Annotated in this window: 15 protein-coding genes; 4 read left to right on the top strand and 11 right to left on the bottom strand. The window is 64.2% G+C overall.

The genetic code is table 11. The annotated features are described in order from the left end of the window. Positions 1-2: 2 nt before the first annotated feature. The 11 genes from KY494_RS27910 to KY494_RS27860 form a co-directional block, all read right to left on the bottom strand. Positions 3-1,358 (bottom strand): TolC family protein, encoded by a 1,356-nt coding sequence (locus KY494_RS27910; protein ID WP_258194514.1) that lies wholly within the window; start codon positions 1,356-1,358, stop codon positions 3-5. 1 nt (position 1,359) lies between these two features. Beyond that, on the bottom strand, positions 1,360-1,698 hold the full coding sequence (locus KY494_RS27905; protein ID WP_219889091.1) for a hypothetical protein: 339 nt from the start codon (positions 1,696-1,698) through the stop codon (positions 1,360-1,362). A 113-nt stretch (positions 1,699-1,811) separates the two neighbouring features. Further along, a complete protein-coding gene (locus KY494_RS27900) occupies positions 1,812-2,222 on the bottom strand; it encodes a hypothetical protein (protein ID WP_219889090.1) in 411 nt (136 codons plus the stop codon). 41 nt (positions 2,223-2,263) lie between these two features. Next, on the bottom strand, positions 2,264-2,803 hold the full coding sequence (locus tag KY494_RS27895; protein ID WP_219889088.1) for a hypothetical protein: 540 nt from the start codon (positions 2,801-2,803) through the stop codon (positions 2,264-2,266). After that, on the bottom strand, positions 2,803-2,946 hold the full coding sequence (locus tag KY494_RS27890) for a DUF2474 domain-containing protein (protein ID WP_219889086.1): 144 nt from the start codon (positions 2,944-2,946) through the stop codon (positions 2,803-2,805). The genes KY494_RS27895 and KY494_RS27890 overlap by 1 nt, the downstream gene beginning before the upstream one ends. Beyond that, complete coding sequence (cydB, locus tag KY494_RS27885; RefSeq protein ID WP_219889084.1) at positions 2,946-3,953, bottom strand: cytochrome d ubiquinol oxidase subunit II; 1,008 nt, start codon at positions 3,951-3,953, stop codon at positions 2,946-2,948. Before cydB ends, KY494_RS27890 begins: the two co-directional genes overlap by 1 nt. Further along, complete coding sequence (locus tag KY494_RS27880; RefSeq protein WP_219889083.1) at positions 3,943-5,358, bottom strand: cytochrome ubiquinol oxidase subunit I; 1,416 nt, start codon at positions 5,356-5,358, stop codon at positions 3,943-3,945. The genes cydB and KY494_RS27880 overlap by 11 nt, the downstream gene beginning before the upstream one ends. Positions 5,359-5,512: 154 nt before the next feature. Continuing rightward, positions 5,513-7,105 (bottom strand): sensor domain-containing diguanylate cyclase, encoded by a 1,593-nt coding sequence (locus tag KY494_RS27875; protein WP_219134597.1) that lies wholly within the window; start codon positions 7,103-7,105, stop codon positions 5,513-5,515. Positions 7,106-7,232: 127 nt separating this feature from the next. Continuing rightward, the gene (locus tag KY494_RS27870; RefSeq protein ID WP_219134596.1) at positions 7,233-7,790 is read right to left on the bottom strand and encodes an NADPH-dependent FMN reductase; all 558 of its coding nucleotides are present in this window, start codon (positions 7,788-7,790) and stop codon (positions 7,233-7,235) included. A gap of 88 nt (positions 7,791-7,878) precedes the next feature. Then, the gene (gene alr, locus KY494_RS27865) at positions 7,879-9,000 is read right to left on the bottom strand and encodes an alanine racemase (protein ID WP_219889081.1); all 1,122 of its coding nucleotides are present in this window, start codon (positions 8,998-9,000) and stop codon (positions 7,879-7,881) included. A gap of 1 nt (position 9,001) precedes the next feature. Further along, entirely contained in the window at positions 9,002-10,291 is a 1,290-nt protein-coding gene (locus KY494_RS27860; RefSeq protein WP_219134594.1) for a D-amino acid dehydrogenase, read from the bottom strand. 105 nt (positions 10,292-10,396) lie between these two features. Between KY494_RS27860 and KY494_RS27855 the strand changes: the two genes are divergently transcribed. The 4 genes from KY494_RS27855 to KY494_RS27840 all read left to right on the top strand — a co-directional run bounded on the left by KY494_RS27855 (position 10,397) and on the right by KY494_RS27840 (position 13,006). Next, entirely contained in the window at positions 10,397-10,897 is a 501-nt protein-coding gene (locus KY494_RS27855) for an Lrp/AsnC ligand binding domain-containing protein (protein ID WP_034754979.1), read from the top strand. A gap of 148 nt (positions 10,898-11,045) precedes the next feature. Beyond that, positions 11,046-11,393: a hypothetical protein gene (locus KY494_RS27850; RefSeq protein WP_219134593.1), complete on the top strand. Its 348-nt coding sequence runs from the start codon at positions 11,046-11,048 to the stop codon at positions 11,391-11,393. Between the two features lie 96 nt (positions 11,394-11,489). Further along, on the top strand, positions 11,490-12,056 hold the full coding sequence (locus tag KY494_RS27845; RefSeq protein WP_219889080.1) for a carboxymuconolactone decarboxylase family protein: 567 nt from the start codon (positions 11,490-11,492) through the stop codon (positions 12,054-12,056). An 89-nt stretch (positions 12,057-12,145) separates the two neighbouring features. Beyond that, positions 12,146-13,006, top strand: a complete 861-nt coding sequence (locus KY494_RS27840; RefSeq protein ID WP_219889078.1) for a tetratricopeptide repeat protein — start codon at positions 12,146-12,148, stop codon at positions 13,004-13,006. Positions 13,007-13,047: the final 41 nt, after the last annotated feature.

Genomic DNA, 13,047 nt, shown 5'->3' with positions numbered 1-13,047 from the left:
CATTATTCCTTGTTGGCAGGACCGCTGCCATTGATGGCGCCTTGCAGCTCAGTTTGCGCGATCCAGAAATCGCGCTGGGTCTCGATGGCGCTGTTCACGCTGGCGACTTGCTCGCGCGCGTCGGCCAGCAGCTCGAACACGCTGGCCAGCATGCCGTTGTAACGCAGCAATACTTCATGCGAAATCGTCTTGCGTAGCGGCACGACTTCATCGCGGTAGTGGCGCGCCAGGTCGTAGGCCGTGCGGTAGCTCGAATACGCCTCGCGCACTTCCGAGCGGGCCCGCACCGCCGTGCCCGCCGTGCGCTGCAGCGACTGCTCGTACAGCGCTTGCGCCCTGGCATTGCGCGCCGCGCCCCAGTCGAACAGCGGCAATTCCAGCGACACTTCATAGCCGTTTTCGCGCGGCGCCTCGCTGCTCTTGTTGGTGTAGCCGACGTCGAGCACGTTAATAAAACCCGTCACCTTGCTCAGGCCCAGCGCGTCGGCCGTGGCATGCGCGTCGAGTTTCGCTCTTTGCACGTCGAGGCGCTGCTCCATCGCCTGCGCCTCGATATTGCCCGCTTCCACCGCCTGGGCCGGCAAGTCGGGCAGACGCGACGGTAAAGTAAAGCTGGCCTGCTTGCCCCACAGGCCCAGCAAGCGCGTCAGGTGCTCACGCGTCACCAATGCCTGGTGCCGCGCGCGGGCCAGGTCGCCGACGGCGTCCGCGTAAAACACTTGCTGGCGCGCCTGGTCGAGGCGGCTCCAGTTGCCCGCCTGCCGCAAGCGCGTGGCCAGTTCGGCGCCCGCCTCGGCCGACAGCAGCGCCCGCTGCATGAACTGTTCCGTCTGCACGGCGGCAACCGCATTGAAATACGCGCGGCGCGTCTCAAGCGCCAGTTGCACGGCACTGCTGGCGGCCTGCAGCTTGGCTTGCTCGAAACGGCCCCGCTCGATGTTGACGCGCAGCGGCATGGTGAGTAGTCCCGCCAGGTCGAAGCTGACGCCGCGGTCGATTTCATTGCCATGGCTGCCGTGCGAGCGGCCGAACGACAGGCCGGGATTGCGCAAGCGCCCCGCCTGCACCAGGTCCGCCTCGGACGCGCCCAGTTCGGCCAGCGCCACTTTCATGCCGTGGTTGTTCATCAGGGCGATGCGCACGGCGCTGTCGGCGTCCAGGGGCTGGGCCAGCAAAGAGGCCAGTTTTTCCTCGCCGCCCTGGTCCGTCAATGCCGCGGGGGCTCCCGTGCGCACGTCGGCCAGCGTGGACACCGTCCGCATGCCGCCATCCTCGCTGAAACTGGCGCAGCCACTGAGCAGCAGGACGGCCGCCAGCGCCAGCGGCGTGAGGCAAGTTGATTTTGTGAAACGGGCCATCTCAATGTCCTTCATGCTGGTGTTGCGGGGACGGCTGGGCGGCCGGTTTGGCATCAGGCTTGGGACCGGGCTTATGCATCGGCATGGTATGGCCCTCCATCTTGTGGCCTTCCATCTTCATCATGCCCATGTGGCCGCCGGCCTTGCCGACTTTGTCGTTGACGGCGCGCCAGGCCTGGTCGGGCGTGGCGTTTTCCTCGGCGGCGGGACGGTAGCCGGCGAAGGCGGAGCGATAGGTGGTGGCCGGCACGGATGCTTGCGCCTCTTGCGGGGCGGACGGGGACTGCGCTGCGGCGGCCAGCGGCAGTACAGCCAGCACGAAGCTGAACAGGTGTTTCATGGTATTCCTTGATTGACAGGGGATAGCGCGGCAGGTGCGCGACTGGAACGCTGGCGCGGCCGCTGCAACGTGCAAGGACGTGCGACGGCCGCACCGCCAGGTTCAACGGGCGGTCAGGCGGAGTGCGTGCTTCTCGGGGGACGTTCGGGACCAGGCGGGATATGCCCGGCGAACAGGGAGTCGGGCGCCAGCGCCGGAGGCGGCGCGCGCAGGGTCAAGGCGTGCAAGGCGGGCATGCCGGGCGGCGCCGTGGCGCCCACGGTACATGCGCCATGGTTGCTGCAATCGTGACCATGCTGGGTGGCGCCGCCATCGTCCATGGCCATGGTCATCGGCTGCTCCTGCATCCGCATGTCGGCCATGTCATGGCACTGGGGCGCCTGCGCTGCCACAACGGTGACCGCTGCCGCCAGCTCGTCCACGCAGCAGCTGCGCATGGCCGACGCAAAGCCCTGCAAGGGCAGCGAGACGGCCAGCAGCCAGAGCAGCGAGCGGGCGAGTGAGCGGAAAAAGGCGCGGTTCATGGCACAACTATAAACCTTCCCACATGAGGAAGGTCAAGCCCCTATTTGCGCACGTAGCCGTGCGTCAGCCAGATGACGTACGCGCCATAATATCCCTGCCCTTCGAACAGGGCCTGGCCATCGGCAAAAGTCACTTTCCGCACTTCATTGATGGTGAAATACGCGCGGCCATCGGCCGCCTCGACGTCGCCCCAATGGCGCGCGCGCGGTGGCAGGTAGCCGCTGGCGCGCCCGATGGCGGCCAGCAGGTCGCCGATCATGAAGTCGACCAACATGTCGACCAGCAGCGGCCGGCGCCCCGCCAGCATGGCCGTGATGTCGGGGTAGCCCGCTTCCTTGAGTTCGGGCAAGTCGCTTTCCTCGTCCTGCAAGTCGTCTTCGCGGCAAGTCTGGATAAAACTGTTGAACGGTTCGTCGAGCAGGCCCGCCAGCGCCGCTTCCGGCACGCTCAGGCGGAACGGGTGCAGCGGCAGCGCGCTGTGCTGGCCATAGTTGAGTTCGCGGCAGCCGAGGAAGGCCAGCGGGTGCCGTTGGCCACCGACCTCGCAGCGGATGCCCGATACCTGCGATACCTGCGCCATCAGCTGCCCATCCCCGCCGCCCGCATCAGCAGGCGCATCACCCACGCGGCCAGGCCCAGGGTGGCCACGCTGGCCAGCCAGATGCCGGCCAGCCATGCCAGTCGTTTCCGCCATGATTGTTGTACCTGTTCAAATTGTTTCATCAGTGATACCCATCTTCCGGGTGGACTTTGCCACGAAACACATAATATGACCACACCGTATACATCAGGATGATGGGGATGATGAACAGCGCCCCCACCAGGGTAAAACCCTGGCTTTGCGGTGGCGACGACGCCTCCCAGATCGATACCGACGGCGGGATGATGTTGGGCCACACGCTGATGCCCAGGCCCGTGTAGCCGAGGAAGACCAGGGCCAGGGTGCACAGGAAAGGCGCCGTCTGCCGCCCGCGCCGCAGGGAGCGCAGCAACAGCCAGCCCACGCCCGCCACCAGCAGCGGCACGGGCAGGAAGCAGAACAGTTGCGGCAGCGCAAACCAGCGCGCGGCGATGGCCGGATCGACCAGGGGCGTCCAGACGCTGATGATGGCGATCACGCCCAGCAGCAGCCACACGAGCGTGCGCGTGATGCGTCCCGCGCGCGCCTGCAGGCCGCCGTCCGTCTTCATGATCAGCCAGGTGCTGCCCAGCAAGGCATACGCCACCACCAGCCCCACACCCGTGAACAGCGAGAACGGCGTGAGCCAGTCCAGCGCGCCGCCCGCATAGCTGCGATTCACCACCGGCATGCCCTGGATGTAGGCGCCCAGGGTCACGCCCTGGAAAAAGGCGGCCGCCACCGAGCCGCCGATAAACGCCTTGTCCCACACATGGCGCTCATGCTCGCGCGCCTTGAAGCGGAACTCGAAGGCCACGCCGCGGAAGATCAGGCCCATCAGCATGAAGCTGAGCGGCAGGTAGCAGGCGCTGAGCACCACGGAATAGGCGAGCGGAAAGGCCGCCAGCATGCCCGCACCGCCCAGCACCAGCCAGGTTTCATTGCCATCCCAGACGGGCGCGACCGTATTCATCATCACGTCGCGCTCGCTCTTCTCCCGGAAAAACGGGTACAGGATGCCGATGCCCAGGTCGAAGCCATCCATCACCACATACATCATGATGCTGAACAGGATAATAATGGCCCACAGTAGTGGCAGATCAATGCCCATGCGAATGTCCTCCTTGTGCCGCAGACAGTGGCCGAGCGGGTGTACGCTCCTGGCCCGGTCCGCCGTGCTCGACGCGCTCGCCCTCATGCGGCTGCGGCCCCACGCGGATCAGGCGCAGCAGGTAGCCGATGCCCGTGCCGAAGACGGCAAAATAAATGACGATGAACAGCAGCAGGGTGATGCCCAGTTGCGTGGCGCCGTGCGCCGAGACGGCGTCTTGCGTGCGCAGCAAGCCGTACACGGTCCACGGCTGACGGCCGATCTCCGTCGTGTACCAGCCGGCCAGCATGGCCACCAGCCCGCTGGGCCCCATCCACAGGGCGCAGCGCAGGAAGAGGCGCGAGCGCCACAGGGTGCCGCGCCAGCGCAGCCACGCACTCCAGATGCCCAGCGCGATCATCAGCATGCCCAGGCCCGCCATCAGGCGAAACGACCAGAACACGACGGCGGAAGGGGGCCGGTCGCGCGGAGCGAAATCCTTCAGCGCGGGGATCGTGCCATTCCAGTCGTGCGCGAGGATCAGGCCACCCAGGCGGGGGATTTCCACCTTGTACAGAGTTTCCTCGCGCGCCATGTCGGGCCAGCCGAACAGGATCAGCGGCGTGCCCTCGTTGCCGGTGTTTTCCCAGTGGCCTTCCATGGCGGCGATCTTCGCCGGCTGGTGCTCCAGCGTGTTCAAGCCGTGCAGGTCGCCGATCACGGCCTGGATGGGCGCGACGATCAGCAGCATCGACAAGCCCATCGTCATCATCTTGCGGATGGCCGCATTGTCATTACCGCGCAGCAAATGCCAGGCGGCCGACGCCACCACCAGCAAGGCCGTGGCGAGAAAGGCGGCCACGCTCATGTGCAGCAGCCGATACGGGAACGATGGGTTGAAGATGACGGCCAGCCAGTCGACGGGCACGATGCGCCCGTCGATGATGGCATGGCCCTGCGGCGTCTGCATCCAGCTGTTCGAGGCGATGATCCAGGTGGCCGAGATCAAGGTGCCCAGCGCCACCATGGCCGTGGCGAACATGTGCAAGCCTGGCCCCACGCGGTGCCAGCCGAACAGCATCACGCCGAGGAAGCCCGCTTCCAGGAAGAAGGCCGTCAGCACTTCATAGGCCAGCAGCGGGCCCGTGATGCTGCCCGCGTAATCGGAAAAGAAACTCCAGTTGGTGCCGAACTGGTAAGCCATGACGAGGCCGGAAACGACGCCCATGCCGAAATTGACGGCGAAAATCTTCGACCAGAAGTGGTACAGGTCGCGGTACACGCCATCCTGCGTGCGCAGCCACGCCGCCTCCAGCACCGTCAGGTAGCTGGCCAGGCCGATGGTGATGGCAGGAAAAATGATGTGGAACGAGATGGTGAAGCCGAACTGGACGCGCGCCAGTTCCAATGCAGTAAGCCCTAACATGTGTTGCCTTCCCGACGTGTGACGTCTGTTTTACCCAGGCCTCCAATCTAGGCTTTACGGGCAAAACATAACAGACTCAGAAATCGGAGAAAACATAGGATCAGTTTGACGTTTGCCGAATGACAAGGTCAATCTGATCCGGCGCAAAAACGCCTCAGACAGGCTCGGCGAGGCCCACGCGGTTGCGTCCATTTTCCTTGGCCACGTACAGGGCCGCGTCGGCCGCCAGCAGCACGGCGTCCGCACCGAGCACCTTGCCCGCCCCCTGTTCCGACGACACGACGCCCAGCGACACCGTGACGGGACCGGCGCCGGGGATCTTGGCGGCGGCCACCCGGGCGCGCAGGCGCTCGGCCACCTGCAGCGCCACGTCGAGGTCGGCCTCGGGCAGCAGCATGATGAATTCATCGCCGCCATTGCGGCACAGCACGTCGGCATCGCGCGAGCAGGCGCGCATCAGTTGCGCCAGGTGCAGGATGACTTCATCGCCCACCGCATGGCCCCACTGGTCGTTGACTTGCTTGAAATGGTCGATGTCGATGGCGATGACGGAAAACGGCCGCGCCTGCGCCTGCCAGGCATCCAGCGCCGCCGCCATGCCGCGCCGGTTCGACAGGCCCGTCAGCGGGTCCGTCTGCACGTCGAATTTCAGCTTGCCGATCTTTTTCTGCAGCAAGGACATTCCCACCAGCAAGGCGCGCTTGATCTGCGCCGCTTCCAGATACCAGGCGCGGATGCCGCCGATGCGCTCGGACATGCCGGGCGCGTCCATGCGGCTGGCGCTTTCGGCCAGCTGCACCAGGGGCCGTGAAATGAGGCGCGCCAGCCACCAGATGAACGGCAGGCTGAGCAAGGCAATGGGCAAGGAATACCACAAGGTGTTGAGCATCAGCTGGTTCAGCGGCGCCAAAGTGGCGGCCGTGGGCCGCTGGGCCACGATGCCCCAGCCCGTTGACGGCAGCACGGCATAGCCGGCCAGCATGTCCGTGCCCCGGCTGTTGACGGTGCTCCCGCTGCCGCTTTCCTGGCGCAGGATGGCGTCGATCACGGTATTCTTGCCGGCCACTTCGCCGACCCGCGAAGGATCGGGGTGGTACAGCAGGCGCCGGCTCTGGTCGACCACATAGAGATACGAACCATCGCGGTAGTAATGCTGTCCCAGCAAGGTGAACAGGATGTTTTTCTGCTTCAGGTAAATCGACCCGCCCACATAGCCCAGATAGCGTCCGCCGTGATCGAACACGGGATGGGAAATGAAGACCACCAGGTTGCCCACCGACGACATATACGGCCGGGTGATCAGCGGGCGGCGTTCGCGCAGCGCCAGGCGCGCCCCTTCCGAGACCAGCTGGCTGTTCTGCAGGGCCAGCGTCTCGGGCGACACGCCCAGCACCTTGCCCTGCGCATCGACGATCAGGACGGAATTGAAGCTGTTGGTCTGCCCGCGCAAGCGTTCAGCTTCCATCTTGAGGGCGGCCGGGTCGGCAAAATGCCGGGGCAACTGGCCGGCGCTGTAGGCCAGTTGCTGGCGCGCCGCCAGCAGGAAGTTTTCCGTGCTGCTGGCCAGCTTCAGCGCATACGCGTAGTTCGCCTCCAGGGTCGTATCGATCAGCAACTGGCGCTGCACCTGATACGTGGCATAAAAGCTGTTACCCAGGGAGAGCACGGCGCTGGCAAACGCCACCAGCACGATCAGACGGCGCAGATTGATGCGCAACAGAGGTTGCGCCACAGGTTGAAGCGGCATGGAAGAGACGGGGCAGCGTAGGATTGCGCCTGAAAAAAAAGCCCATTATACATGTCCATACAGCAACAAAGTGCCATGAACAACGGTTTATTGCCCCAGTTGTCCCCGTCCGACAAGCCTGGGCCATTCAGGCATGCACGGCGTGCTTGCGTACCCAGTCCGCGTAGCGCTGCATCCAGCCCTGGAAGAAACCGAGGCTGGCCGGACCGATGCCGCCATGCTCGTCGAACAGGCCATCCTTGGCCTGGATAAACATCTCTGGCTGGCCCAGCAGTGGCACGTCCAGGTAAGCGAGCACATTGCGCAAATGCTGCTGCGCCAGCGCCGTGCCCGTGGCACCGACGGACACGCCCAGCACGGCGCCCGGCTTGCCGCCCCACACGCTCTGGCCATACGGACGCGAGCCGTGATCGAGGGCGTTTTTCAGCACGCCGGGGATCGAGCGGTTGTATTCGGGAGTGAGAAAGAGCAAGGCTTGCGATGTGGAAATGTCCGATTTGAGGCGCAGCACCTGCTCCGCCTGCGCGCCATCGTCATCCTGGTTGTACAGCGGCAAGTCACCGATGTCGATATGCTTAAAAGAAAACTCGGGCGGCGCCAGCTTGACGATGGCGTCGGCCAGCTTGCGGTTGAAGGAATCCTTGCGCAGGCTGCCGACGATGATTGCGACTTGATATTGGCTCATGAAAATCCCCGATGATGGTTAAGAAAAAGCCCTGAGGTGCGATGCACGTCAGGGCTATCTTGCCACACAATCATCGCTTTCGCGCTGCTTAGCGTGCCAGGCCTCGGTATTCGCGATAGTAGCGCCCGCCCAGGTTCGTCAATACCTCGTAGCCGATGGTATTGGCCATGGCCGCCACGGCGTCGACCGGGTGTTCGGCGCAGATCAGGTCGACCAGGCTACCCGGCGCGACGCGCTCCTGTGCGATGGCGCTGACGTCCAGCGTAATCGAATCCATCGAGATGGCGCCGATCTGCGGCACTTTCACGCCATCGACGATGGCCAGGCCCTGGTTGCTCATGCTGCGCAGCCAGCCATCGGCATAGCCGACGGAAATCGTCGCCACCTGGCGCGGCTCGCTGGCCGTGTAGCGGCGGCTGTAGCCCACATGGTCGCCGGCGGCGATGGTGCGCGTCTGCATGACCTTGCCTTGCAGCCGGACCACGGAGCGCAGCGGATTCGGCTCGCCGCCCTGCGGCCCGATGCCGTACAGGGCCGCACCAGGACGCACCAGATCGAAGTGAAAATCGGGCGACAGGAAAATACCCGAGGAATTGGCCAGGCTGGCGCGGTACTGCGGCAAACGGGCGCGGATGGCGATGAAACGGGCCAGCTGCTCGCCATTCATCGGGTTGGCGCGCTCGTCGGCGCACGCCAGGTGGCTCATGATGTAGCGCACCTTGATGCCGTCGAGAAAGTGGTCATCCAGCAGCCAGGCGTCGATTTCCTGCGGCGACAGGCCCATGCGCGACATGCCCGTATCCACCTGCACGATGGCGTCCAGGGTTTTCCCCAATGCCTTGGCGTGCGCGCGCCAGCCCGCCACCTGCGGCTCGCTGTTGAGCACGGGCGTCAGGCCATGGGCCGTGAATTCGCCTTCCGTATCGACGGGCGGGCCGTGCAGCACGAAGATGGCCGCGTCGGGCGCCACGTGCGGGCGCAGGCTGATGCCCTCTTCCAGGTGGGCGACGAAGAAATGGCGGCAACCCTCTTCATACAGGGCCGCGCCCACTTGCGCGGCACCCAGGCCATACGCGTCGGATTTGACGACGGCGGAACAGGCGGCCGGGTGCGCCTTGTCGCGCAACAAGCGGTAGTTGGCGCGCACGGCATCGAGGTCCACCGTCAGGATGGCGCCGCTACGTTCCTTGGCAGGCATGCTGGCCGCCATCTCAGGCTCCCGCGTATTGCAGTTTGCCGCCGCGCTGCGCGCCGCTGTAGCGGCTGACGGACAGGTCGTCGGCCAAAATCGCCGGCTGTTTCGACGACATCAGGTCGGCCAGCAATTGCGCCGAACCGCAGGACATGGTCCAGCCCAGGGTGCCGTGGCCCGTGTTGAGGAACAGGTTGCGCAGCGGCGTGCGGCCGACGATCGGCGTGCCGTCCGGCGTCATCGGGCGCAAACCTGTCCAGAACGTGGCTTCCGCCGTGTTGCCGCCGCCGGGGAACAGGTCGTTGACGACCATTTCCAGGGTTTCGCGGCGGCGCGGGTTCAGGTTCAGGTTGTAGCCGGCGATTTCCGCCATGCCGCCCACGCGGATGCGGTCGTCGAAACGCGTCACGGCGATCTTGTAGGTTTCATCGAGGATGGTCGACACGGGCGCCTTGGCCGCATTGACGATAGGCACGGTGATCGAATAGCCCTTCAATGGATACACGGGAATGTCGAGCAATGGCTTCATGAAGCCCGTCGAGTAGGAACCGAGGGCCACCACATAGGAATCGGCCTTGACGACTTCCGCGCCGCATTGCACGCCAGCGATTTCATCGCCCTGCGTCAGCAAGGCATCGATGGACACGCCATAGCGGAACTTCACACCCAGCGCCTCGGCCATTTCCGACAGGCGCGTGGTAAACAGCTGGCAATCGCCCGTTTCATCGTTGGGCAGGCGCAAGCCGCCGAACAGCTTGCCCTTGACCGCTTCCAGGGCCGGCTCGGCGCGCGACAGCTCGTTGCGCTGCAACACTTCGTACGGCACGCCCGCATCCTTGAGCACTTCGATATCCTTGGCGGCGTCGTTGTATTGTTTTTCAGTGCGGAACAATTGCATCGTGCCTTGCTGGCGGCCTTCATACGTGATGCCGGCCTCGGCGCGCAGCACCTTGAAGCAGTCGCGGCTGTATTCGGCCAGACGCACCATGCGTTCCTTGTTCACGGCATACGCTTCCGGTGTGCAATTACGCAACATCTGCCACATCCATTTCAGCTGGGCGGCGCTGCCGTCGAGCGAGATGGCCAGCGGCGCGTGGCGCTGCATCATCCACTTCACGGCTTTCAGGGGAATGCCGGGCGCGGCCCATGGCGAAGCGTAGCCGGGCGAGATTTGCCCCGCATTCGCGAAGCTGGTTTCCAGTGCCGGGCCCGGCTGGCGGTCGATGACGGTCACCTCATGTCCTGCCTTGGCCAGATAGTAAGCACTGGTGACGCCGATGACGCCGCTACCCAGAATCACGATACGCATAGTTTCCTCATTATATTTTTTAGGCTATTGCCAGATTAACCGCTATCATATTGGGAAAGAGCCAGTATTTGTTCACGTATAAATCGAGATATTCAGCAATAAATCATGAGAATCCTTAAAGAATCGGCACGTGGCCTCGACAAGCTGGACCGCCACATCCTGCGCATCCTGCAGCAGGATGGCCGCATCTCGATGAAAGACCTGGGCGAACAGGTGGGCCTGTCGATCACGCCCTGCATCGAGCGGGTCAAGCGCATGGAGCGCGACGGCGTCATCACGGGCTACCACGCCAAGGTGAACCCGGCCGCGCTGGGCGCCAAGCTGCTCGTCTTTGTAGAGATTACTCTCAATCAAAAGTCGGCGTCCGCCTTCGAGCAATTCCGCCGCGAAGTGCTGCAGATTCCCGAGGTGCAGGAATGCCATCTGGTATCGGGCGACTTCGATTACCTGATCAAGGCGCGCATCCATGAAATGGCCGAGTACCGCAAACTGCTGGGCGACATGCTGCTGCAGCTGCCGGGCGCCGCGCAATCGAAAAGCTATGTGGTGATGGAAGAAATCAAGGAAACCCTGGCGCTCTCGACCGACGTGCTGCAGAGCCGCTAAAGGTAGCGCCAGGCGGCACCAAAGGCATCATCTTGTGCGCCTTTGTATAATCTTGTAGCACATTCGTGGCGACCCACGCACACTCCCGACATGACATCACGCCCGTCCCCTCTGAGATCGGAAGCAGTGATGCACACTGGGAGTCCCTATGAACACATTGATAAAACTGGCAGCTTCCTGCCTCGCGGGCCTGGCCGTGGCCATGTGCACCGCCAGTGAATACAAGGTCAACCGCGCGCCCGACAATGGCGCCATCTATCAGAACATCAAGGTCGGCAAGACCACTCGCCTCGACCTCGACGCGGCCCTGGGCAACGCCACCGTCGTCAGCTTCGATCCCGGCTATGAAGTCTGGGTCTACAAGAACCAGTTGCAAGCGCCCAGGGTGACACGACTGCTCCCCCTGCTGGGCGAAAAAGGCACGCGCGAAGTGGCCGTCATGTTCGATCAGGCGGGTGTCGTCAAGAAATTCCGCATCCACGAGCCGCGCAAGTAGGTCGCGCAGCGAACGGGCGCCGCCTGCCACGCTGGCTGGCTATACTGGCTGCTGGCTACCGCCGCCCACCGCTCACCTACCCAGCAAGGAGTTCCCATGCGCCTGCCCCTGATTGCTCCGAAAGACCTGACGCCCGAACAGAAGCCGCTGTATGACGATATGCGCAAAGGCATCACCAGCAATTTCAACGACTTCATCGCCGTGCGCGAAGACGGCGCCCTGATGTGGCCATGGAATCCGTGGCTGCACGAACCGGCCATCGGCAAGGCCATCTGGGACCTGACCCTGGCCATGACGGCCAACGCCACGTTGCCCGACAACGTGCGCCAGATTGCCATCCTGGTGGTCGGTGCGCGCTACAACGCCGCCTATGAAATCTACGCCCACATCGCCGTCGCGGAGCGCGAAGGCATGTCGGCCGAGCGCCTGGCCACGCTGGTGGCCGACGTCAAGCCCGGCGACCTCGACAAGCACGAGAGCATCGCCTACGACCTGGCCTACGCGCTCAGCCGCGCCGGCACGCTGCCGGAGCCGGTGTACCGGCTGGAGCTGGCCACCTTTGGCCAGCACGGCACCAACGAGCTGATTTACCTGGTGGGCCTGTACGCGCTGGTCTCGACCACCCTGAACGGCTTCAACGTGCCGGTGCCGGAACGCGACTGAAGGGCCTTGCCCCTGCCCATGTGCCGCGATGGGGAGCGCCGGTGGAAGCGCTCTTGCTCTACACTGGCGTTTTATCCTCTGCAACTTCCATGCAACTACCCGCAAGCCTCGCCCACATCTCGGTCGAACCAGACTGGCAACACACGACTGCGTATCCACCGCTCGGTTTCACCCCGTTCTTTGAAGGCGCACTGGGCAATGGCGACACGTTCGGCCTGTACTGGCCCATCGGGCGCGAAGCGTACGAACCGATCGTCGTCGAAACGTGGCACGACGAGTGGCGCCTCCAGCCGCACTTTTCCAGCCTGGCGGCGTTTTTGCAAGCCTACGCGGCAGCGGAGGACGAGTATGTCGGCACGCCATCGCTGGCCGACGACCCGACTTCGCCGCGCGCCGCCTATCTGGAAGCCAAGGAACAGATCGCGCAGCGCAACCCGGACGCGGCCATCGCGCTGCTGGAAGCGGCGCTGGCCATCGTGCCCGAATATACGGACGCGCTGGTGCTGCTGCATGGCCAGTACGTGCGCGCGGGCAGAATCGGGGAAGCCGTCAAGGTGGCCATCGATGCCATCATTTCACCACCGTCGTTTGGCGGCCCGCCATTCAAGGCCTTGCAATGGCTGCGCACGCAGCCGGTGCCGGACGGGGAACTCGACCCCATCTGGCGCGCCTGCGGGCAATTATCGTTCAACTTTGGCGGCAGCAAGGAAAATGCCGATTATCCCGTGCTGCTGGCCGCCATCGCCACCTATGTGGAGCAGGGCAAGCACCTTCGCGCCTCGCCCCTGATGCAGACGTATGCCGAACTGATGAGCGCGGAAACCATCTCGTTCCAGCAACGCTATGGCTTCGAGCCGGCCGCCTTCATCGCGCGGCAGATCGCCGTCAGTGCGCGGCTCCCGCACGGCAGCCGCGCCCCGGCAGCGCCATCGCTGCCCGGCAAGGACTAGTTGCTGCCGGCACAGCTTGCCCTCCTGGCTGACGACATCAG

Source organism: Janthinobacterium sp. PAMC25594, from assembly GCF_019443505.1.
GTDB lineage: Bacteria > Pseudomonadota > Gammaproteobacteria > Burkholderiales > Burkholderiaceae_D > Janthinobacterium.
The sequence above is the reverse complement of the archived record's forward strand: the minus strand, read 5'-3'. Positions and strand labels throughout refer to the sequence as shown.

What these genes read in the sequence shown, in the direction of transcription:
- KY494_RS27910 (WP_258194514.1), bottom strand. Translation starts at nt 1,358, where the DNA reads ATGGCCCGTTTCACAAAATCAACTTGCCTCACGCCGCTGGCGCTGGCG.
- KY494_RS27905 (WP_219889091.1), bottom strand. Translation starts at nt 1,698, where the DNA reads ATGAAACACCTGTTCAGCTTCGTGCTGGCTGTACTGCCGCTGGCCGCC.
- KY494_RS27900 (WP_219889090.1), bottom strand. Translation starts at nt 2,222, where the DNA reads ATGAACCGCGCCTTTTTCCGCTCACTCGCCCGCTCGCTGCTCTGGCTG.
- KY494_RS27895 (WP_219889088.1), bottom strand. Translation starts at nt 2,803, where the DNA reads ATGGCGCAGGTATCGCAGGTATCGGGCATCCGCTGCGAGGTCGGTGGC.
- KY494_RS27890 (WP_219889086.1), bottom strand. Translation starts at nt 2,946, where the DNA reads ATGAAACAATTTGAACAGGTACAACAATCATGGCGGAAACGACTGGCA.
- cydB (WP_219889084.1), bottom strand. Translation starts at nt 3,953, where the DNA reads ATGGGCATTGATCTGCCACTACTGTGGGCCATTATTATCCTGTTCAGC.
- KY494_RS27880 (WP_219889083.1), bottom strand. Translation starts at nt 5,358, where the DNA reads ATGTTAGGGCTTACTGCATTGGAACTGGCGCGCGTCCAGTTCGGCTTC.
- KY494_RS27875 (WP_219134597.1), bottom strand. Translation starts at nt 7,105, where the DNA reads ATGCCGCTTCAACCTGTGGCGCAACCTCTGTTGCGCATCAATCTGCGC.
- KY494_RS27870 (WP_219134596.1), bottom strand. Translation starts at nt 7,790, where the DNA reads ATGAGCCAATATCAAGTCGCAATCATCGTCGGCAGCCTGCGCAAGGAT.
- alr (WP_219889081.1), bottom strand. Translation starts at nt 9,000, where the DNA reads ATGGCGGCCAGCATGCCTGCCAAGGAACGTAGCGGCGCCATCCTGACG.
- KY494_RS27860 (WP_219134594.1), bottom strand. Translation starts at nt 10,291, where the DNA reads ATGCGTATCGTGATTCTGGGTAGCGGCGTCATCGGCGTCACCAGTGCT.
- KY494_RS27855 (WP_034754979.1), top strand. Translation starts at nt 10,397, where the DNA reads ATGAGAATCCTTAAAGAATCGGCACGTGGCCTCGACAAGCTGGACCGC.
- KY494_RS27850 (WP_219134593.1), top strand. Translation starts at nt 11,046, where the DNA reads ATGAACACATTGATAAAACTGGCAGCTTCCTGCCTCGCGGGCCTGGCC.
- KY494_RS27845 (WP_219889080.1), top strand. Translation starts at nt 11,490, where the DNA reads ATGCGCCTGCCCCTGATTGCTCCGAAAGACCTGACGCCCGAACAGAAG.
- KY494_RS27840 (WP_219889078.1), top strand. Translation starts at nt 12,146, where the DNA reads ATGCAACTACCCGCAAGCCTCGCCCACATCTCGGTCGAACCAGACTGG.